Annotated in this window: 17 protein-coding genes; 8 read left to right on the top strand and 9 right to left on the bottom strand. The window is 69.6% G+C overall.

Going from position 1 to position 21,116, the window contains the following annotated elements; genetic code table 11:
* Positions 1-112: 112 nt before the first annotated feature.
* The 8 genes from ACIQ7Q_RS22970 to ACIQ7Q_RS22935 form a co-directional block, all read right to left on the bottom strand.
* Positions 113-763, bottom strand: coding sequence for a maleylpyruvate isomerase N-terminal domain-containing protein (locus ACIQ7Q_RS22970; protein WP_403865128.1), 651 nt, complete (start codon positions 761-763; stop codon positions 113-115).
* A gap of 68 nt (positions 764-831) precedes the next feature.
* Positions 832-1,332 (bottom strand): Lrp/AsnC family transcriptional regulator, encoded by a 501-nt coding sequence (locus ACIQ7Q_RS22965; RefSeq protein ID WP_403865125.1) that lies wholly within the window; start codon positions 1,330-1,332, stop codon positions 832-834.
* Positions 1,333-1,370: 38 nt separating this feature from the next.
* Entirely contained in the window at positions 1,371-2,153 is a 783-nt protein-coding gene (locus ACIQ7Q_RS22960) for a hypothetical protein (protein ID WP_403865122.1), read from the bottom strand.
* Positions 2,137-3,735: a substrate-binding domain-containing protein gene (locus ACIQ7Q_RS22955; RefSeq protein ID WP_403865120.1), complete on the bottom strand. Its 1,599-nt coding sequence runs from the start codon at positions 3,733-3,735 to the stop codon at positions 2,137-2,139. The genes ACIQ7Q_RS22960 and ACIQ7Q_RS22955 overlap by 17 nt, the downstream gene beginning before the upstream one ends.
* On the bottom strand, positions 3,732-4,976 hold the full coding sequence (locus ACIQ7Q_RS22950) for a hypothetical protein (RefSeq protein WP_403865118.1): 1,245 nt from the start codon (positions 4,974-4,976) through the stop codon (positions 3,732-3,734). The genes ACIQ7Q_RS22955 and ACIQ7Q_RS22950 overlap by 4 nt, the downstream gene beginning before the upstream one ends.
* Before the next feature lie 115 nt (positions 4,977-5,091).
* Positions 5,092-5,802, bottom strand: coding sequence for a class I SAM-dependent methyltransferase (locus tag ACIQ7Q_RS22945; RefSeq protein ID WP_403865116.1), 711 nt, complete (start codon positions 5,800-5,802; stop codon positions 5,092-5,094).
* Positions 5,803-5,920: 118 nt separating this feature from the next.
* Complete coding sequence (locus ACIQ7Q_RS22940) at positions 5,921-8,338, bottom strand: MFS transporter (RefSeq protein WP_403865113.1); 2,418 nt, start codon at positions 8,336-8,338, stop codon at positions 5,921-5,923.
* A 212-nt stretch (positions 8,339-8,550) separates the two neighbouring features.
* Entirely contained in the window at positions 8,551-8,994 is a 444-nt protein-coding gene (locus ACIQ7Q_RS22935) for an SRPBCC family protein (protein WP_403865110.1), read from the bottom strand.
* Between the two features lie 135 nt (positions 8,995-9,129).
* Here ACIQ7Q_RS22935 and ACIQ7Q_RS22930 point away from each other — a divergent pair, with 135 nt between their 5' ends.
* Positions 9,130-10,164: an Rv2578c family radical SAM protein gene (locus ACIQ7Q_RS22930; RefSeq protein ID WP_403865107.1), complete on the top strand. Its 1,035-nt coding sequence runs from the start codon at positions 9,130-9,132 to the stop codon at positions 10,162-10,164.
* A gap of 589 nt (positions 10,165-10,753) precedes the next feature.
* Here ACIQ7Q_RS22930 and ACIQ7Q_RS22925 read toward each other — a convergent pair.
* Positions 10,754-11,323: an adenylosuccinate lyase gene (locus ACIQ7Q_RS22925; RefSeq protein WP_403865104.1), complete on the bottom strand. Its 570-nt coding sequence runs from the start codon at positions 11,321-11,323 to the stop codon at positions 10,754-10,756.
* Positions 11,324-11,690: 367 nt separating this feature from the next.
* Here ACIQ7Q_RS22925 and ACIQ7Q_RS22920 point away from each other — a divergent pair, with 367 nt between their 5' ends.
* The 7 genes from ACIQ7Q_RS22920 to ACIQ7Q_RS22890 all read left to right on the top strand — a co-directional run bounded on the left by ACIQ7Q_RS22920 (position 11,691) and on the right by ACIQ7Q_RS22890 (position 20,973).
* On the top strand, positions 11,691-13,472 hold the full coding sequence (locus ACIQ7Q_RS22920) for a 3-hydroxyacyl-CoA dehydrogenase family protein (protein ID WP_403865101.1): 1,782 nt from the start codon (positions 11,691-11,693) through the stop codon (positions 13,470-13,472).
* A 97-nt stretch (positions 13,473-13,569) separates the two neighbouring features.
* Positions 13,570-14,430, top strand: coding sequence for a TetR family transcriptional regulator (locus ACIQ7Q_RS22915; protein ID WP_403865098.1), 861 nt, complete (start codon positions 13,570-13,572; stop codon positions 14,428-14,430).
* Positions 14,431-14,916: 486 nt separating this feature from the next.
* Positions 14,917-16,254, top strand: coding sequence for a crotonyl-CoA carboxylase/reductase (gene ccrA / locus ACIQ7Q_RS22910; RefSeq protein ID WP_403865095.1), 1,338 nt, complete (start codon positions 14,917-14,919; stop codon positions 16,252-16,254).
* A gap of 9 nt (positions 16,255-16,263) precedes the next feature.
* Positions 16,264-18,276, top strand: coding sequence for a protein meaA (locus ACIQ7Q_RS22905; protein ID WP_403865092.1), 2,013 nt, complete (start codon positions 16,264-16,266; stop codon positions 18,274-18,276).
* Positions 18,273-19,247: an HpcH/HpaI aldolase/citrate lyase family protein gene (locus ACIQ7Q_RS22900; protein WP_403865089.1), complete on the top strand. Its 975-nt coding sequence runs from the start codon at positions 18,273-18,275 to the stop codon at positions 19,245-19,247. The genes ACIQ7Q_RS22905 and ACIQ7Q_RS22900 overlap by 4 nt, the downstream gene beginning before the upstream one ends.
* Before the next feature lie 5 nt (positions 19,248-19,252).
* Positions 19,253-19,765 carry a MaoC family dehydratase gene (locus tag ACIQ7Q_RS22895; RefSeq protein WP_403865086.1) on the top strand — a complete coding sequence of 171 codons (513 nt, stop codon included), beginning with the start codon at positions 19,253-19,255 and terminating at the stop codon, positions 19,763-19,765.
* Between the two features lie 2 nt (positions 19,766-19,767).
* Positions 19,768-20,973, top strand: coding sequence for an acyl-CoA dehydrogenase family protein (locus ACIQ7Q_RS22890; RefSeq protein WP_403865083.1), 1,206 nt, complete (start codon positions 19,768-19,770; stop codon positions 20,971-20,973).
* Positions 20,974-21,116: the final 143 nt, after the last annotated feature.

Genomic DNA, 21,116 nt, shown 5'->3' with positions numbered 1-21,116 from the left:
GGGAGGTTCGGGCGACAAGGAACAAGCGCTGCGCGTATACGCAGGAATGCTGCGTCGTAGAGCCGTTCGGCGGCGTTTTGCGTCGCCCGTCGGCTCACACCACCCTTTCGGGCTACTGGGCGGGCGTGCCGTACCAGCGCCAGGTGTCGGGGCGGGCGCGTTCCGGCAGGTCGGAGCGTCCTGTGCACCACAGCACGGCGGGCCAGGGAGCGGCGGCCGAAGGCGCGCCCGGGAACAGCCGGGAGAGCACCCGCGCGCAGATGTCGGCGGGCGGCTCCCAGACCAGGCCGAGCCCTTCCGCGATGTCGTGCGTGTGCACCAGGGTCTCCACGATGCCCATCGCGGCGAAGCCCTCCGCGTCCGAGGCCCCGAAGACGTGGTGGGAGCGCACATGCGGGCCTGTCGTGCGGACCATGGCGACGAGCAGCGCGCCGCTCGCCTCCAGCACCTGGAGCAGCCCGTCGGGTCCGGCGGCACGGTTCGCCTGGACGGAGACGGCGGGACCGCCCGGCCGACGACTCTCGTAGTGGAACGGCACCTCGCGGTCCTGCGGCGGGGTGCGGGGGCCGAGCTGGACGGCGTACGCGAAGAGATCGTCGGCGAGGTGCTCGATCGTCTCCCAGCAGGTCCATTCCAGCGAGCCGGCCTTGCCGTCCCAGGAGGCCGGAGGAACCGCGCGGAGGGCGGCGACGGCGAGCTGAACGGTTCGGTCGAGGTCGTCGGCGGTGACGGGGCGGCGGTCTGCTGCGGCTGTTGGCGACATGCCGGGAACGCTAACGCGGGCCGCCGTACGGGGGTCGGGCGGGCCGCCAGGGGCCGGACCGGGGGCCGTCACATGTCCGCGTCCCCCGAGGTGGCGGCGCGCCCGGCGCCGGCCTCCGGGCTGCCGGTCAGCAGGTGCGACAGGACCATGTAGCTGATCGTCTTGCGGATGAACGGCTCGCACCTGATGCGTTCGAGCACTTCCTCGAAGTGCTCGACGTCCGTCGCCCGTACGTGCAGCAGGGCGTCCGCGCCGCCGGTCACCGTCATCGCGGCCGTGATCTCCGGATGGTTGCGCACGACCTCGGCGAGGCGCCGGGGCGGGGCGGCGCTGTCGCAGTACACCTCCACGTACGCCTCTGTCCGCCAGCCCAGCGCCGCCGGGCGCACGGTGGTGGTGAACCCGGTGATGATGTCGTTCTCACGCATCCGGTCGACGCGGCGTTTGACGGCCGTGGACGAGAGTCCGATCGCGGCGCCGATCTCCGTGAAACTCGTCCGCGCGTTCGCGACGAGGGCGGCAACGATCTTGCGGTCCAGCTCGTCGAACGGCGCGGATTTGTTGGTCATTTCGGTGATCCTTCGGACGGCCCTGTCGCGCGCGGACCTTACCTGAAGATGGCCATGGCCTGCACTTCCAGGACCGCGTCGTCGCTGTTCCAGTCCTGGACCTTGCCGAGGCAGCGGGCGGAGAAGGTGCCCCGCGGAACCTCGTTGCGCAGCCCTTCCGTGGCACAGGTGACCCGGACACGCGGCCCGAGAGCCGGATCGTCGGGATCCCCGTAGGGCGCGAGGAACACTGTGCTCTCCGGTGACTCGTCGATCTTGCGGAACCGGCCGCGTATGAGCACGAAGTCCTCGATGTCGCGCAGCCGTACATCCGTCTGCGAGGAGGTGCCCGTCCCACGGGGGTGATCGGCCATCGCCCGGGTGAGCGCCGCGTTTCTCGTGACCGTCTCGCCGACGAGGTCGACGTGGACGATGACGTCCTTCTCCTCGAGGACGTCCATGATGATGCCGATCACCGAGATCGGTTCGGCGACCTGCATGTACTTGCTGACGATCTCGCTGTTGTCGCGTCGGCCGCCCCCGGCGCTCAGTCCGAAGACGGTCGCCCTGATCGTGCCGTCCTTGCTGTCGCTGGTCCGCTGCTCGACTTCCTTGCGCAGCGCTGCCGCGTAGCCGCGCATCTGGTAGTGGTCCATGACGGTCCGGTCGTGCAGATAGAAGCAGATGCTGTAGGTCAGGTTCCTGGCGCCGCTGCGTCCGGTGTGCGCCGCCAGCCGCACGGCGGCGAGGAGCAGCAGCGCCACCGCCCCTGCCGCCGTCAGAAGCCACAGCAGCATCCAGGGCCACCACACGCCCCACCACGCCTCAGTGAACACACCCACGGATCTCCTTGAATGCGCTGAGGAGGGACCGGTCCGTCGCGTCGACCATGCGGCCGCCCGTCGCCCGTGCCCCTCGGTCGAGTTCCTCGGTGTCCGCCTCGCCGTAGCGGATCGTGAACGTACGGATCGCGCGGGCGTCCTTCGACAGCCGTGCGTGACTGCGCACGAACGCGTCGAGGTCCATTCCGGCATTGTTCTCGCCATCCGTCATCAGGACGATGGAGACGTCCCGGCCGGGCCGCTCGCGCAGCATGCCGGCGGCCTTGCGGTAGGCGTGGTCGAGGGACGACCAGATGGCGGTGGAGCCGGCGAAGTCGTCGGCCGCCACGAAGCCGCGCAGCCGGTCGAGATCCCGCTGCCCTTCGTAGGTGACGCTGCGCTCGTCAATAACGCTGCCGCCGAAGCGCATCACGGTGAACGACTCGCCCCGGTAGAAGCGGACGAACTTCCCCGAGTGCGAGTCGTCGTCCCCCGCGAGGCCGTCGAAGGCCGACCGCAGCCGGCCGATGCGCTCACCACGCATCGAGGTGGAGAAGTCGAGCAGGAAGATCACCTCGGCGGCACGCTCGCGCCCCGGGTCGCCGTAGTCGGCGAGAAGCCGGTCGACGACCTTCTGCTGGTCGGGGAAGTACAGGGCGTTGCCGACGGGATCGCGCAGCCGGTCGATACGCGGCACGGCCGGATCGATCGGCCGCCGCAGGGTGCGCTCCATGATCCGCTGCTGCACCGGTCCGCTGCGCAGCCAGTCGACGAGCCGGTCGTACGCCGCGCGTTTGGCGGGGTCGAGCAGCAGCACGGGATAGTCGGACAGCACCATGCCGTCCCTGGGGTAGACGATCTCCAGCGGCTCGCGGAGTCTGCCGCTGCTGTTGAGCGCCAGCAATTCGGATTCGTAGGTGATCAGCGCGTCCAGCTGGTCCTGGCGTGCCGCGTACCCGTCGGCGAGCTTGCCGGAGGCGTCGCCGGTGAGCGTGTGGCCGGCGAAGAAGCCCCGCAGCCGTTCGCAGGAGACGTCTTCCGGACGCAGCGCGGTCCCGGTGCCGGCGGCGGCTGTCGCCACGCCGACGAGGGCCGCGAGGCCGCTGTTGGTGTGCCGCGGGTCGGCCATCCCGAAGCGGAGCGATCCGTCCGCCGCGGCGTCCGCGGCGTCCGCCCAGGAGATCTGGCCGCCGGGGGCGGTTCTGCGCAGCCGCTCGGCGGTGGCCCTTTTCATGCCGATGACGACCGGCGACCGCATGATGCTGGTGGCCAGGGGTTTCTCGCCGGTGTGGCCACTCGCTTTGGACTTGAGCAGGTAGTAGCGATCGGAGGAGAGCCAGGCGAGGTCGTGGCGGTGGCGTCCCGGCCCTGCCAGTTCGTTGCTCGCGTCCACCGTGCCCCGGTGGTCCATCTCCAGCGTGATACCGGTCTCGCGGCGCAGGTCGCCGAGGAGCGGGCCCATGTCGGCGAGTTCGGAACTGGCCAGCACCCGCAGGGTGACCGGCTCAGGGCCGCCCGGTGCACAGGCGGTGGCTGCGGCGAGCCACAGGCACGCCACGCACAGGGCGATGAGTCCGGTCAGCCGGCGCGGGGACCTCATCATGGCTGCCCGGGCAGGACGTCGGCCGTGGGGCAGTCGCCCACTACGGAGATCATCCTCTCCAGGTACCGGAGTCTCGGCATGGCCGCCCTGGTGTCGTCGCCGTCCATGGAGGGGGCGGGGACGCCGCGCTCCTCGAGGAAACGGCTCAGCTGGTCGCCGGAGACCTGGCCCGTCGGGTCGAGGATCCGGAAACCCAGCTCCATGGCTCGCTTGCGCAGCTCCGGATCGTGCGTGATGAGCTCACCCAGCCGGTCGCCGTCCTTGTTGAGCGAGATGAACTGGGGCTGGGTGACGAACTGCCCCGAGGGATGGAGCAGGACGCGCTGCTCGTCGAGCTTCTTCGCGCCGGCCTGGTAGTGCAACTGGTAGGCCAGGTACTGGTGCTCGTACGCCACCACGACGGGAGCGATGTTCTTGCCCTCCGGCGAGAGGTAGGTCCGGAACACGTCGGCGGCCGGCAGGCCCTGCTCCATCAGGTGCTTTATCTCGCGCCCGCGCCGGTCGGCTTCCTGGTCCGTGTCGGGGACCTCGTCGCCGTCGCCGCGCCAGGTGAAGGCCACCAGCGCCAGATAGGTACCGGCCGAGTTGGAGCCGCAGACGTCGGGGGTCTGGGCGACGATGCGGTTGGCGTTGGTGATGCCGTGCCGCTGGATGCCGATGTCGTTCCAGCGGCTCTTGTCGTGAATGTGGCGCAGGAACTTCGGCATGTCCAGGACGTAGTGGTAGGGCTGTCCGTCGGCCCGCCCTGGCTGCTCCTGTGCGATCCCCGCGTCCTCGAGGGTCCGTGCGTACTCGCGGTACGTGGCGAGCACGATGGGGCTGACGAACGGGCGGTGCACCTTGGCGTACTGGTTGTGCCTGGCGCGCTCCGCGGTGATCAGGTCTCCGGCGGGCTGACCGGAGGGGAAGACGAAGTCGTACGAGGAGATGTCCCGGATCGCCACCTCGCGCGATCCGGAGCTGGTGATGTGGACCCTGATGTGATGCTTCATCAGGATCCGCTGGACCTCCTCGTCCTCGAAGAAGTCCCGCTTGGACGCCATCTTCCCTTCGAGGGTGATGACCCCCTGGAAGGGCAGCAGGATGTTCCCCGAGACGGTCAGCACACCCACCCCGGCCAGCACGGCCGCGAGCAGCGGCAGGACGACGACCAGGAATCCGCGACGCGACCATGACGAGCGCGACTCACGTCTGACGGTGAGTCGCGGTTCCGCCGCGACCTGTCTCTCCCCCACAGCCACGCGCGCTCCCCCTTGTCCCCCGCGTCACCTCGTGGAACTGCCATACGCGTCCGTAACAGTCTTGCGCGCCCGGATGTCCGTACGAGTACGGCTCGGCCAACTCACCGTGAACAACTCAACTGCGGCCCAGAACAAGCCACTTGGAGGGCAACTCGATCCGCTCGCCGGACGGTGCGTACTCGGTGGTGGTCAGCGGCAGATCGCCGCTCGCGAGGACGGTGAGCCCGGCCGTGCGGAAGAACTCGGGCAACTCGGCGTCGGCCACCGCACCGGGCACGATGTCGTGCTCGAGGACGGGCCGGAGTTTCGGCGGCGGGCCCATGGGGCGGTGGGCCAGCTCCATCAGCTGCCGGCCGGCCGCCTCCGACAGCTCGACGACGAACGCACGGCCCCGCAGGCCGACGAGTTCGGCGACGGAGTCGGCCAGCGCCTGCCGGTCCTCGGGGGCGCATTGATGCAGCACCCCGCGCATGTAGACGTTGGCCTCGCCCAGTTCGGCGTGCAGCTGGGCCACCAGGGCCTCGTCGGTGGCGTCGAGCTCACGGAACCGGGCCTCGCCCGCCTTGTCCTGCCGTCGGGCGTGCTCGATCGCGGCGGCCGACAGGTCGACGCCGAGCACCGACGTGAAGCGGTCGCCGAGGAACAGGGTCTGGGTGCCGTTGCCGCAGCCGAGGTCGACGAGGGTCAGGGCCGGATCCGTCATGTGCGGTTCGAAGAGCGCAAGGTGCACACCTGCGGTCAGCGCCGGCGCGGCGTCCCAGAGAACCTCCCCCGGTTCGTCGCCGGTGTCCCTCCAGAAGGCTTCCCAGGCACGACCGGACGTCAAGGTCGGTCTACCGCCGGCCTTCTGTCACCACAAGGACCACGGCGCATACGTTCACCGCCCGTTCCGGTCCGAAGGCAGCGCGAGGGGAAGTTCGAACCCTGCCACCTGCCCTCCGGGGTCAGTCGGCGTGCCCGAGCTGGAGGTCGCGCTCCGTCCGCCCGCCGCCGGCGACCTGGAGCACGGTCGCGACCGGTGGGTAGCCGGACGCGATGACCGTGTACTCGCCGGAGGACAGGTCCACGAAGCGGAACGTTCCGTCCGGCCCGGTGGTGAGGGTGTCGACGACATTGCCGGCCGCGTCCAGCAGCGTGACGCGTGCGTCGTCGACCGGCCGCCCGTCCCCGGCCCGCACGGTGCCGCGCAGTACGGCCCCCCCGGCCAGCTCGATGTCCTGCCGGGTCTCACGGGACGGCTGGACACTCACGGGATGCGCGGCGGGCCGGAAGGCGGGAGCACTCGCGGCGAGGGTGTACTCCCCCGCGACGAGCTCCGAGATCACGTAGCCGCCCTCCCGCCCGCTGCGGGTGGTGGCCACGACCTCGCCGCGTACGTCGGTGAGGGTGACGGCAGCGTCCCGTACCGGGCTGCCGTCCGCCGTGACGACCACGCCGGCCAGCCGTCCCGCCCCACCGAGGACGACATCCATCTCGACGGGGCGCTCGCCGACGGTGACGGTGACGGCCTGCGGCTGGTGGCCTCCTGCGGCCGCGATCATCACGTACGACCCCGGCCCGGGGACGCTCAGCGCGTAGCGGCCGTCCTCGCCGCTCGCGCCGCGGCCGATCTGGGTGCCCTGCACGTCGATGAGGGTGAGGGCGGCGCGGGGAACGCTGCTGCCGTCGTGGTGCTGGACGGTGCCGCAGACGGGCACCCCGGCGAGGTACGGCACGGCGGGTCGGGAGGCGGCCTGCACGGGGGACGGGGCGGTGCGGGCGTGCGGCACTGCGGTGGACTCGGCGGACGCGTTGTGGGACACCAGCGGTTTCTCCTTGAGGAAGAAGGCGATGAGCAGGCCGAGCACCAGCACCGGCACGAGGTACAGGAAGATCCGCGGCATGGCGTCGGCGTAGGCCTGGACGTACCCGTCGCGCACGGCGGGCGGCATGGCGTGCACCAGCTGCGGAGTGATGGAGGCGGGGTCGGGCAGGCCGGTGCCGGACGGAAGGCGGTCGGCGAGCGCGTCGGTGAGCCGGTCGGCGAAGAGCGTGCCGAAGACGGCGGCGCCGACGCTGCCGCCGATCTGCCGGAAGTAGTTGTTGGCGCTGGTGGCGGTGCCGAGGTCGGCGGGCGGCACGGCGTTCTGCACGGCGAGGATCAGCACCGGCATCACCAGTCCGATGCCCACGCCCAGCACGGCCTGCCAGATGCTGTACTCCAGGCGCGGGGTGTCCACCTCGAGCCGGGACAGCAGCCACATGCCGACGGCGGAGATCGCGCAGCCGAGTGCCGGGTACACCTTGTAGCGGCCGGTGCGGCTGATGAGCTGGCCGGAGACGATCGAGGCGGCCACGATGCCGCCCATCATCGGGAGCATCAGCAGGCCCGACTCCGTGGCGCTGGCCCCGTCGACCATCTGGAGGTAGGTCGGCAGGTAGCTCGCGGCACCGAAGAGGGCGACGCCGACGACCGCGCCGACGAGGGAGGTGATGTTGAAGACCGAGTCGCGGAACAGGCGCAGTGGGATGACCGGTTCGGGTGCGAAGCGCTCCACGACCAGGAACAGCACGGTACTGGCCGCCGCTCCCACGCCCAGGCCGATGATCACGCGCGAGTCCCACTCGTACTCCGTGCCGCCCCAACTGGTCAGCAGGACCAGGCAGGTGGAGCCGGCGGCGAGGAACAGCGCACCGAGGACGTCGAGCCGGCCCCGGACCTCGGGCTTGGGGAGCTTCAGCACGACGCTGACCACGAGCAGGGTGACGAGCCCGAACGGGACGTTGAAGTAGAAGCACCAGCGCCAGGAGGCGTGGTCGGTGAAGAAGCCGCCGAGCAGGGGGCCCGCGACGGAGGCGAGACCGAAGGCGGCGCCGATCAGTCCCATGAACCGGCCGCGTTCCCGGGGCGGGACGATGTCCGCGATGATCGCCTGGACGCCGATCATGAGCCCGCCGGCGCCGACACCCTGGACGGCGCGGAACGCGATGAGTTCGTTCATGGTGCGCGACCAGCCGGCGAGGGCTGAGCCGACGACGAAGACGACGATGGCGAACTGGAAGACGCCCTTGCGGCCGTAGAGATCACCGAGTTTGCCGTAGACCGGCAGGCCGATGGTGGCGGTGAGCAGATAGGCGGTGATCGCCCAGGGCATCCGGTCCAGGCCCTGGAGCTCCCCGACGATCTTCGGCAGCGCGGTGGCGACGATCATCTGCTCGAGCGCGGCGAGCAGCAGCGCGAGCATCAGCCCCATGAAGACGAGCCGTACGCGGCGCGGGCTGAGCGGGGCAGGGGCCGCCCCGGCGACGGGCGGAGGCGGGTCCGCCGGACCGGCGGGGACCGGTGCGGCCTGCTCGTCCTTCACCAAGGTGATGCCGCCCACGTGTCTGCTCCCCTCGTCGCGCTGCGCGGCGTCATTCTTCGCATTGGGCGCGAAGAGGGAGCAAGTCGGGCGGTTGTCCGGGAGGCTGCCGGTGCGGCCTCAACAGGCCTCACAGGGGGCGCACTTGCGGCGCTCATCAGGGGCTTTCCCGCGACGCGGCGCGCGCCGGGCGCGCCGCGTGTCCACGGAAAAGACCACTCGAACCGGTGAGGTTACTTCTCCACGTGAGCAGCCAGGTTGGCGAGCACCGCGTCGTAGATCCGACCGAGGCCCTTGGGGGCGAAAGTCTTCTCGAAGAAGCCGCCGATGCCGCCCGCGCCGTTCCAGACGGTGTTGACGACGACCTTGCACTTGCCCTCGCCGGCCGGGGTGACGGTCCAGGTGGTGACCATCGAGGAGTTGCGGTCCTTCTCCACCAGCCGCCCGTCGGTCGGCTCCGTGACCTCGAGCAGACAGTCGCGGACCCGCTTGCTGGTGGCCTGGAGCTTCCAGTGGACGAGAGTGCCCTCGCCGTCGCCGCCCTCGCGGACCTCGTACTCGCTGAAGTGCTCGGGCAGGAGCTTCGCGCGGGTGCCCTCGTAGTCGGCCACGGCGTCGAACACCGTTTCCGCGTTCGCCGCGACGATTCGCTCCGTGGTGGCTTCGACCTGCGCCATTCCTGTTCCTCCAGCACTCGCTCCGACGGGAATGGGCCCAGCCAACCACCTCGGGCGCGGCCCCCAAAATCGGGGTTGCGGCGATCAAGGGAACAGATGTTCTATTCTGGGGACACGGCAGCGAGGAGGCACCCCATGCGCTGGGACAATCTGGTCGACAGCCCTGCCACAAGCGGGGCGACCGCCCTGTTCGGCACCTCGGCGGTCACTACGCGGACGTTCGACACACCCGAGTTCAGGGGCATCACCTTCTACGAGGTCCGCGCCCGCTCGATCCTGAACCGGGTGCCGGGCGCGTCACGGATGCCGTTCGAATGGACGGTCAATCCCTACCGGGGCTGTACGCATGCCTGCGTCTACTGCTTCGCCCGCAAGACCCACAGCTATCTGGACCTCGACACCGGCCTCGGCTTCGACTCCCAGATCGTCGTCAAGGTCAACGCCCCCGAACTGCTGCGCCGGCAGCTGGCCTCCCGGCAGTGGCAGGGCGCGCACGTCGCCATGGGCACGAACGTCGACTGCTACCAGCGGGCGGAGGGCAGGTACCGGCTGATGCCGGGCATCATCTCGGCCCTGCGGGATCACGCCAATCCGTTCTCGATCCTGACCAAGGGCACGCTGATCCTGCGCGACCTGGATCTGCTGCGGCAGGCCGCAGAGGTCACCGAGGTCGGCATATCGGTCTCCGTCGGCTTCACCGACCGCGAGCTGTGGCGCACGGTCGAACCGGGCACCCCCTCCCCCGAGCGGCGCCTGGACGTGGTCCGCACCCTCACCGAACACGGCATCGGCTGCGGCGTTTTGATGGCCCCCGTGATCCCCTTCCTCGGCGACAGCCCGGACCAGTTGCGCGCGACCGTCCGCGCCATCGCCGCGGCGGGCGCCACGTCCGTCACCCCGCTCGTCCTGCATCTGCGGCCCGGCGCCCGCGAGTGGTTCATGGCGTGGCTGCGCGAACACCACCCGTACCTGGTGGCACGGTACGAGCGGCTGTACGCGGAGGGCGCCTACGCCCCCAAGTGGTACCAGCGCAGGATCACCCGCCATGTGCACGAACTGGCCACCGAGTTCGGCATCGGCCCCTCCGACCGCGGCGACCACCGCCATCCGCCCATTGCTCCCGAGCCCACCCCCGCGCCGCCGGAGCCGACCCAATTGACCTTGCTCTGAGCGAAAATGGACCGATGCGCACCACGGCGGGTGGCGACGGTCGCGCTGTCCCGTCCTCGCAGGGCGAGAGGTTCGGCACCGCGGAATGCGTCACGGCACGGGAGCCATCGATGGCTGAACAAGTCCGCCGGGCCGCCGGCACACTCACCTTCGGCGACCTCGTCGCCCACCCTTCCCGGCTGGGGGAGGCACTGCGAGATTCCGCGCCCGAGCGCGCTGCCGCCGATGCGGGGGCGTTCGAGACAGGTGAGGGCGTGGCTGTGAGCGCGTTCCTGCGGACCGGGTCCCGCTTCCGGCAGGGCATGCTCGTCCTCCGGCTCGGCACGGACGCACCCGCCGTGTGGAACCCGTCCGGCGTCCTCGCCGGGGGAGCGGCTTCGCTCTGCCCACGCCGTACGCCGTCGAAGGAACATCGAGCGGGACCTCTTCAGCCTGCTCGCCGTGAGCGCGGGAGGACAACCCCGGGAGTTCGCCGTCCCCGCGATCGACGTGCCTCTGGTTCGGGCCGCGCTCGGCCGGATCTGCGGTCGTGCGCCGTCGCCGGGCCGCGACGGCGGAACCCCGGGATCCGCGTGACCGTCGGCCGGGCTCAGCAGTCCAGTCGGGCCAGGGCCGCCGCGGACGCCGCTGTCAGGCGGGGGTGCGGGAGGGACGCGCGCAGGACGTCGGCCGCGCGTGTGTCGCCCAGTGCGCCGAGGCCCTCCACACAGGCCAGGGCCACGCGCCAGTGGGGGTCGCCGGGGGTGAGGCGGCGGCGGAGGACGGTGATCAGGGCGGGGGCGGACTCCGGGGCCCGCAGACGGGTCAGGAGGCGGACCGGGGTCAGGGCGTAGGCGACGCGGAGTTCGTTGGTGGCGAGGGCCGCGGCCGCGCGGGGGGTGCGGGGGTCGGCGAGCAGGAGCAGGGCGTGCGCGGCGGAGACGCAGCGCTCCGGGTCGCGGTGGTTGAGGAGCAGGACCAGGGACTCGAAGGCGCGGCGGTCGCCGGCGCAGCCGAGGCGGAACGCGGCGATCTCACGGGCCCACAGCGGGCGTTGGTCCTCGGTGAGGACCGCGGCGAGTTCGTCGTGGTCGGCGGTGACCAGCAGGCGCTCGTACGCCGGGCCGCCGCCCGATTCGTCCCGCAGCCGACTCGCGAGCGAGCGTAACTCCTCGTCCATACAGGCAGGGTATCGGCGGATTACCGTCCCGCGGCGCCGGTCGGGCGATCCAGATCACATCACTCCGGGGCTGGCGCGCTCGTTACCCACGAGTTAACCTCAGGTGAGCGGGTTACCCCCGCGACTCCCGGTGGCCTGGTGACGCAGCCGCCGAGAGGTTGTCGGTTCGGCTTTCGGCGCCTTCGAGGTTCTCGGGGCGCGAAGCACGAAGTACGGCGTGGCCCGGGACAGGCCCGTCGGCCCAGCACCACGACACGCGGTTCTCGCGCGCCGCACGCCCTCGGGGCGTCCGGCCCGCGCGCATTCGGCCCTCCATTCCGCCCCGCGCGCGCTCCTCATCAGTCGTCACTCACCCTGGAGTCCCCTGATGGACACCCCTCTCCACACCATTGCCGTCGTCGGCCTCGGCACCATGGGCACCGGCATCGCCGAGGTCCTCGCCCGCGCCGGCCGTGAGGTCATCGGCATCGACGTCAGCGACGCCGCGGCCCGCACCGCTGTCGTCGCCCTCGAGGCCTCCACCGCCCGCGCCGTGCAGCGCGAGCGGATCACCGAGGAGGAGCGCCGCAACATCCTCGCCCGCTTCCGCACCTTCTCCGACCTGCAGGCGGCCGCCGAGGCCGACCTGGTCATCGAGGTCGTGCCCGAGTCGTACGAGGCGAAGCAGCAGGTCTTCCGCGCGCTCGACTCGATCGTCCGCCCGGAGGCGATCATCGCCACCGGCACCAACGCCCTCTCCGTGACGCGGCTCGCCGCCGACTCGGAGCACCCGGAGCGCGTGCTCGGTCTGCACTTCTTCAACCCGGCGCCGGCGATGAAGCTCGTCGAGGTCGTCTCCTGCGTGCTGACTGCCCCGGCGGCCGTCGAGGCCGTCACCGCGCTCGCCCGCGAACTCGACAAGGAACCCGTCGCGGTCGGCGACCGGCCCGGATTCGTCGCGGACGGACTGCTGTTCGGCTACCTCAACCAGGCCGCGGCGATGTACGAGTCGCGCTACGCCTCCCGCGAGGACATCGACGCCGCGATGAAGCTCGGCTGCGGTCTGCCGATGGGACCGCTCGCGCTGCTCGATCTGATCGGCATCGACACCGCCCGCACCGTGCTCGACGCGATGTACGCGGAGTCGCACGACCGGCTGCACGCGCCCGCGCCCATCCTCAAGCAGCTCAGCGAGGCCGGCCTGACGGGCCGCAAGGCGGGCCGCGGCTTCTACACCTACGCCGCCACCGGCACCGCGGAGGTGGTGCCCGACGCCCTCACGCCGCAGGCGTCCGCAGAGGCGGCCGGGGGCCGCGAGGTCCGCTCGGTCGGCGTCGCCGGCTCGGGCACCATGGCGAGCGGCATCGCCGAGGTCTTCGCCAAGGCCGGTTACGACGTGGTGCTGGCCGCCCGCAGCCCGGAGAAGGCGGAGGTGGCCAAGGCCCGGATCGGCAAGTCGCTGGCCCGCTCGGTGTCCAAGGGCCGTATGACGGAGGAGGCCCGCGAGGCGACGCTCGCCAGGATCGCCCCGGCCGGATCGCTGGACGCCTTCGCCGACGTCGACCTGGCTGTCGAGGCGGTGGCGGAGGACCTGGAGATCAAGCAGCAGTTGTTCGCCGCCCTGGACAAGATCTGCAAGCAGGGCGCGGTGCTCGCCACCACGACGTCCTCGCTGCCCGTCGTCGCCTGCGCTCGCGCCACGTCGCGCCCGCAGGACGTCATCGGTATGCACTTCTTCAACCCGGCCCCGGCGATGAAGCTGGTCGAGGTGGTCCGCACGGTCCTCACCGCCGACGACGTGCACGCCACGGTCCGCGAGGTCACCGCCAAGATCAAGAAGCATCCGGTGGACTGCGGCGACCGCGCCGGATTCATCGTGAACGCGCTGCTGTTCCCGTACCTCAACAACGCGATCAAGATGGTCGAGGAGCACTACGCGACGCTCGACGACATCGACGCCGCGATGAAGCTGGGCGGCGGCTATCCGATGGGACCGTTCGAACTGCTCGACGTCGTCGGCCTCGACGTCTCCCTCGCGATCGAGAAGGTTTTGCACAGCGAGTTCCGCGACCCGGGCCTCGCTCCGGCACCGCTGCTGGAGCACCTGGTGGCCGCCGGGTGCCTCGGCCGCAAGACGGGTCGCGGCTTCCGCGAATATGCCCGGCGCTGAAGTCGACGCCGGCTGGGGCGGGCTGCTCGGTCCGGGCGGCCCGCCCCCGGCGTCCGGCGACCTGAGCCCCGACCCGCAGGCGCATTCAGCTGCTCGAATGCAGTACGTTCAGATCATGCCCCAGCCCGCTGACCCCTCCCGCCGCCCCGGCCGCTCCGGCGCCACGATCGACGCTCCGGAAAGCGCCGCGGGCTCCCGCGCCGCCGCGCAACGCCTGAAGATGCGCCGTGAACTCGCGGCGGCGGCCATGGAGTTGTTCGCGACCAAGGGCTACGAGGCGACGACCGTCGACGAGATCGCGGCCGCGGCGGGCGTGGCACGGCGTACCTTCTTCCGTCACTTCCGCTCCAAGGAAGAGGCGATCTTCCCGGACCACGACGACACCCTGGTACGCGCGGAGGCGGTGCTGAACGCCGCTCCCCCCCACGAGCACCCTCTGGACACGGTGTGCCGGGGCATCAAGGAGGTCATGCGGATGTACGCCTCCTCCCCCGCGGTCGCCGTCGAGCGCTACCGGCTGACCCGCGAGGTGCCGACGCTGCGGGAGCGCGAGATCGCGTCGGTGGCCCGTTACGAGCGGCTGTTCACGCGCTATCTGCTGGGCCATTTCGACGAGCGGGACCACCACGACGGCAACGACGACCCGCTGCTGGCGGAGGTGGCGGCCTCCGCGGTCGTCACCGCGCACAACCATGTGCTGCGCCGCTGGCTCCGGGCCGGCGGGCAGGGCGACGTGGAGGCCCAGTTGGACCACGCGTTCGCCATCGTGCGCGACACCTTCGGCACGGGCATAGGGGCGGGCCGCAAGCACGGGGCCGTCGTGGCCGAAGCCTCGGGGCACGAGGAGCCCGCAGCGACGGCCCGCGCCCACGGCGAGGTGCTGGTGGCCGTGGCCCGTACGGACGCTCCGCTGAGCGAGGTCATGCGCACCATCGAGCAGGCGCTCAGAGACAACTGAGCCCCTCCGGCAGATTCACCCGTTCGGCGGTACCTGGGACCACGGGGGCCGCCTCACCGATACCTCATACAGGCACACGAACGGTAACGGCCGCCCCCTCGGGGCGGCCGTTTTTTGCTGCTCAGGGCGGCATTCGATCGATCATCGCTCAAATGTGTCGGGAGAATTTCATCTGAGAGAAATTCTTGGCACGCAGTGTCTTGTCACCTGGCACGGGGTGCCATACGTTGATGTTGTCCGGGCGGCCGGCGTGCAGAGACCATTCGTACGCCGGCTGTCCCCGCAACGATCGCGTTGCGCGCCCGGACGCCTGCGTCACAGGCACCTTCAGCGCCCACCAGCGCCGCCAGCAGCACCACCCGCCGAACCGACGGCAACACCTCCACAGCAGCAGCACCAACCGCCGTACCCCTCGGCGTCCTGACGGACGCCTCCCTCGCTCGGTCCCGACGAGCCGGGGACATCGCATTCGCCGGAGGCATCACCGTGAAGGAAATCCTGGACGCGATCCAGTCGACGGAGTCCACGTCCGCCGACTTCGCCGCTCTGACCATCCCCGAGTCCTACCGCGCGGTGACCGTGCACAAGGACGAGGTCGACATGTTCGAGGGCCTCACGACCCGGGAGAAGGACCCCCGCAAGTCCCTCCACGTCGAGGACGTCCCGGTGCCGGAGCTCGGCCCCGGCGAGGCCCTCGTCGCGGTCATGGCCAGCTCGGTCAACTACAACTCGGTGTGGACCTCGATCTTCGAGCCGCTCTCCACCTTCGGGTTCCTGGAGCGCTACGGACGGCTGTCCGAGCTCACCAAGCGCCACGACCTGCCGTACCACGTCATCGGTTCCGACCTCGCGGGCGTCGTCCTGCGCACCGGCCCCGGCGTCAACGCCTGGAACCCGGGTGACGAGGTGGTCGCCCACTGCCTGTCCGTCGAGCTCGAGTCATCCGACGGCCACAACGACACCATGCTCGACCCCGAGCAGCGGATCTGGGGCTTCGAGACCAACTTCGGCGGCCTGGCGGAGATCGCACTCGTCAAGTCCAACCAGCTGATGCCGAAGCCCAAGCACCTGAGCTGGGAGGAGGCCGCCTCCCCGGGCCTGGTCAACTCCACCGCCTACCGCCAGCTGGTCTCCCGCAACGGCGCCGGCATGAAGCAGGGCGACAACGTCCTGATCTGGGGCGCGAGCGGCGGACTCGGCTCGTACGCCACGCAGTTCGCGCTGGCCGGCGGCGCCAATCCCATCTGCGTGGTCTCCAGCGACCAGAAGGCCGACATCTGCCGGAAGATGGGCGCGGAGGCGATCATCGACCGCAGCGCCGAGGGCTACAAGTTCTGGAAGGACGAGCAGACCCAGGACCCGAAGGAGTGGAAGCGCTTCGGCAAGCGCATCCGCGAGTTCACCGGCGGCGAGGACATCGACATCGTCTTCGAGCACCCGGGCCGCGAGACCTTCGGCGCGAGCGTCTACGTCACCCGCAAGGGCGGCACCATCACCACCTGCGCCTCGACCTCGGGCTACATGCACGAATACGACAACCGCTACCTGTGGATGTCGCTGAAGCGCATCATCGGCTCGCACTTCGCCAACTACCGCGAGGCGTGGGAGGCCAACCGCCTGATCGCCAAGGGCAAGATCCACCCGACGCTCTCGAAGGTCTACTCCCTCGACGACACCGGCCAGGCCGCGTACGACGTGCACCGCAACCTTCACCAGGGCAAGGTCGGCGTCCTCGCGCTGGCGCCCCAGGAAGGCCTCGGCGTGCGCGACCCCGAGATGCGCGAGAAGCACCTCGACGCGATCAACCGCTTCAGGAATGTCTGAGGTCCGTAGATGACAGAGCGTAAGAAGGACCGGCCCTGGCTCATGCGGACGTATGCCGGCCATTCCACGGCCGAGGCGTCCAACGAGCTGTACCGGCGCAACCTCGCCAAGGGCCAGACGGGACTGTCGGTCGCCTTCGACCTGCCGACACAGACCGGTTACGACCCCGACCACGTCCTCGCCCGCGGCGAGGTCGGCCGGGTCGGCGTGCCGGTCTCCCATCTGGGCGACATGCGCCGGCTGTTCCAGGACATCCCCCTGGAGCAGATGAACACCTCGATGACCATCAACGCCACCGCCATGTGGCTGCTGGCGCTGTACCAGGTGGTCGCGGAGGAGCAGGGTGCGGACATCACCAGGCTCCAGGGCACGACCCAGAACGACATCGTCAAGGAGTACCTGTCGCGCGGGACGCACGTCTTCCCGCCCGGTCCTTCACTGCGCCTGACCACCGACATGATCACGTACACGGTGGCCAACATCCCCAAGTGGAACCCGATCAACATCTGCAGTTACCACCTGCAGGAGGCGGGGGCCACGCCGGTCCAGGAGATCGCGTACGCGATGTCCACCGCGATCGCCGTGCTCGACGCGGTCCGCGACTCGGGCCAGGTGCCGGCCGAGAAGTTCGGCGACGTGGTCGCCCGTATCTCGTTCTTCGTGAACGCGGGCGTCCGTTTCGTCGAGGAGATGTGCAAGATGCGCGCCTTCGGCCGCATCTGGGACAAGGTCACCCGCGAGCGGTACGGCATCGAGAACGAGAAGCAGCGCCGTTTCCGCTACGGCGTCCAGGTCAACTCCCTGGGGCTGACCGAGGCCCAGCCGGAGAACAACGTCCAGCGCATCGTCCTCGAGATGCTGGCCGTGACACTCTCGAAGGACGCCCGCGCGCGTGCCGTGCAGCTGCCCGCCTGGAACGAGGCGCTGGGTCTGCCCCGGCCGTGGGACCAGCAGTGGTCGCTGCGCATCCAGCAAGTGCTGGCGCACGAGAGCGACCTTCTCGAGTACGAGGACATCTTCGCGGGCTCGCACGTCATAGAGGCGAAGGTCGACTCGCTCGTCACGGAGTGCCTGGCAGAGATCGACCGGATCCAGGAGATGGGCGGCGCGATGGCGGCCGTCGAGTCCGGCTACCTCAAGTCGCAGCTGGTCTCGTCGCACGCCGAGCGGCGGGCGCGGATCGAGGCGGGCGACGAGAAGATCGTCGGCGTCAACATCTACGAGACCACCGAGGAGAACCCGCTCACGGCGGACCTCGATACGGCGATCATGACGGTCGATCCCGCCAACGAGGCCCGTGTCGTGGCGAAGCTCCACGAGTGGCGCGCGGACCGTGACGAGACCCGTGCCGCAGAAGCCCTCGCAGCCCTGAAGAAGGCCGCGGCGGGTACCGAGAACCTGATGGCGACCACCGTCGAGTGCGCGCGTGCGGGCGTCACGACCGGCGAGTGGGCCTGGGCGCTGCGTGACGTCTTCGGCGAGTTCCGTGCGCCGACGGGCGTCAGCAGCGCCCCGGTGGCTGTCACCGCCGAGGCCGGCACGCCGCTCGCCGTCGTGCGCGAGAAGGTGTCGCGCACCGCCGACGAGCTGGGCTGCGGCCGGCTGCGGCTGCTGGTCGGCAAGCCGGGCCTCGACGGGCACTCCAACGGCGCCGAGCAGATCGCCGTACGGGCCCGCGACGCCGGGTTCGAGGTGGTCTACCAGGGCATCCGGCTCACCCCGGAGCAGATCGTCTCCGCCGCCCTCGCGGAGGACGTCCACTGCGTGGGCCTGTCGATCCTGTCCGGCTCGCACGCCGAGCTGGTGCCGGACGTCCTGGCGCGGCTGCGCGAGGCCGGCGCGGCCGACATACCGGTGATCGTCGGCGGGATCATCCCGAACGCCGACGCGGCCGACCTGAAGGCGGCGGGAGTGGCCGCCGTATTCACCCCGAAGGACTTCGGTATCACGGAGATCATCGGCCGTATCGTCGACGAGATCCGTAAAGCGAACAAGCTCGACCCTCTGGAGGTCCCCGCATGACCACGCCCGTGCACCCTGTGAACCGGCTTCGTCCCCGCCGCTCGTGTCTCGCGGTGCCGGGAAGCAACCCCCGCTTCCTGGAGAAGGCCCAGGGTCTGCCGGCCGACCAGGTCTTCCTGGACCTCGAGGACGCCTGCGCGCCGCTGGCCAAGCCGGAGGCCCGGCACACCATCGTGAAGTTCCTCAACGAGGGCGACTGGACGGGCAAGACGCGGGTCGTGCGCGTCAACGACTGGACCACCGAGTGGACCTACCGCGATGTCGTCACCGTCGTCGAGGGCGCCGGCCAGAACCTCGACTGCATCATGCTGCCGAAGGTGCAGACCGCCGAGCAGGTCGTCGCACTGGACCTGCTGCTCACCCAGATCGAGAAGACGATGGGCTTCGAGCTGGGCAAGATCGGCATCGAGGCGCAGATCGAGAACGCGCAGGGTCTGAACAACGTGAACGCCATCGCCCAGGCGTCCCCGCGCGTGGAGACCATCATCTTCGGCCCGGCCGACTTCATGGCCTCCATCAACATGAAGTCCCTGGTCGTCGGCGAGCAGCCGCCCGGCTACCCGGCCGACGCCTACCACTACATCCTGATGAAGATCCTGATGGCCGCCCGCGCCAACAACCTCCAGGCGATCGACGGTCCCTACCTCCAGATCCGCAACATCGACGGCTACCGCGAGGTCGCCGGGCGCGCCGCGGCGCTCGGCTTCGACGGCAAGTGGGTGCTCCACCCCGGCCAGGTCGAGGCGTCCAACGAGATCTTCTCGCCCTCCCAGGAGGACTACGACCACGCCGAGCTGATCCTGGACGCGTACGACTACTACACGTCGGAGGCGGGCGGCAAGAAGGGCTCGGCGATGCTCGGCGACGAGATGATCGACGAGGCCAGCCGCAAGATGGCGCTGGTCATCTCCGGCAAGGGCCGCGCCGCCGGCATGCAGCGCACCAGCAAGTTCGAGATCCCGGAGGCCTGAGCCACATGCAGTTCGGACGCACCTACGAGGAGTTCGAGGTCGGGGCCGTCTACAAGCACTGGCCCGGGAAGACGGTCACCGAGTACGACGACCACCTCTTCTGTCTCCTGACGATGAACCACCACCCCCTCCACATGGACACGAACTATGCGGAGAAGACGACGGACTTCGGCAGGAACGTCGTCGTCGGCAACTACATCTACTCGCTGCTGCTCGGTATGTCCGTGCCGGACGTCTCTGGCAAGGCCATCGCCAACCTGGAGATCGAGTCGCTGCGGCACGTGGCGCCGACCTTCCACGGCGACACCATCTACGGCGAGACGACCGTCCTCGACAAGACGCCGTCGAGGTCCAAGGCGGACCGAGGGATCGTCTACGTCGAGACCAAGGGCTACAAGCAGGACGGCACGCTCGTCTGCGTCTTCCGGCGCAAGGTGATGGTCCCGACCGAGACGTACATCAAGGAGCGCGGCGGCGAGCAGCCCGGCCGCCCGGAGCTGAAGGCGCAGGAGAAGTAGTCATGGCCCGACTCGCCCAGACCGCTGGTCTCACCGACGTCCAGCAGGAGATTCTGTCCACCGTCCGGGACTTCGTCGACAAGGAGATCATCCCTGTCGCCACCCAGCTGGAGCACAAGGACGAGTACCCGCAGCAGATCGTCGACGGCCTCAAGGAACTCGGCCTGTTCGGCCTGATGATCCCGGAGGAGTACGGCGGCCTGGGTGAGTCCCTTCTCACGTACGCGCTGTGCGTCGAGGAGATCGCCCGTGGCTGGATGTCCGTCTCGGGCATCATCAACACGCACTTCATCGTGGCGTACATGCTCAAGCAGCACGGCACGCAGGAGCAGAAGGACACCTTCCTGCCGCGGATGGCGCTGGGCGAGGTGCGTGGCGCGTTCTCGATGTCGGAGCCGGGTCTCGGCTCGGACGTGTCGGCCATCACGTCCAAGGGTGTGAAGGACGGCGACGAGTACGTCCTGAACGGCCAGAAGATGTGGCTGACGAACGGTGGCACGTCCACTCTGGTCGCCGTCCTGTGCCGGAGTGACGAAGGACACCCCGAGGGCACCGCCCCGCACAAGTCGATGACGACCTTCCTGGTCGAGAAGAAGCCCGGCTTCGGTGAGGTCCGTCCCGGTCTCACCATTCCCGGGAAGATCGACAAGATGGGTTACAAGGGCGTCGACACGACCGAACTCATCATGGACGGACTGCGCATTCCGGCCAATCGGGTGCTCGGCGGAACCACCGGCCGAGGGTTTTACCAAATGATGGACGGCGTCGAGGTCGGCCGTGTGAACGTCGCGGCCCGTGGCTGCGGTGTCGCGCAGCGTGCCTTCGAACTGGGCGTGTCATATGCCCAGCAGCGTCACACTTTCGGCAAGCCGATCGCCCAGCACCAGGCCATTTCGTTCAAGCTGGCCGAGATGGCCACCAAGGTCGAGGCCGCGCATGCGATGATGGTCAACGCAGCTCGCAAAAAGGACTCCGGGGAACGAAACGACCTGGAGGCAGGGATGGCGAAGTACCTCGCCTCCGAGTACTGCAAGGAAGTCGTCGAGGACGCCTTCCGTATCCACGGCGGCTACGGCTTCTCCAAGGAGTACGAGATCGAGCGCCTCTACCGCGAGGCCCCGATGCTGCTGATCGGCGAGGGTACCGCCGAGATCCAGAAAATGATCATTGGTCGTCGGCTCCTCGAGGAGTACCGACTTCAGGGTTGATTGTCGCTTTTGAGTCGGTTGAGGCCGGAAGATGATCACACCCTGTCATCATCTTCCGGCCTCCGACTCGGCTGCCGGCTTTCCCAGTTGCGGGTCGTAACCGATACGATCGCTTGAAAGCCGCCGTCCCCCTGTTGCCAGCG

This window comes from Streptomyces sp. NPDC096176, assembly GCF_044763255.1.
Lineage (GTDB): Bacteria > Actinomycetota > Actinomycetes > Streptomycetales > Streptomycetaceae > Streptomyces.
The sequence above is the reverse complement of the archived record's forward strand: the minus strand, read 5'-3'. Positions and strand labels throughout refer to the sequence as shown.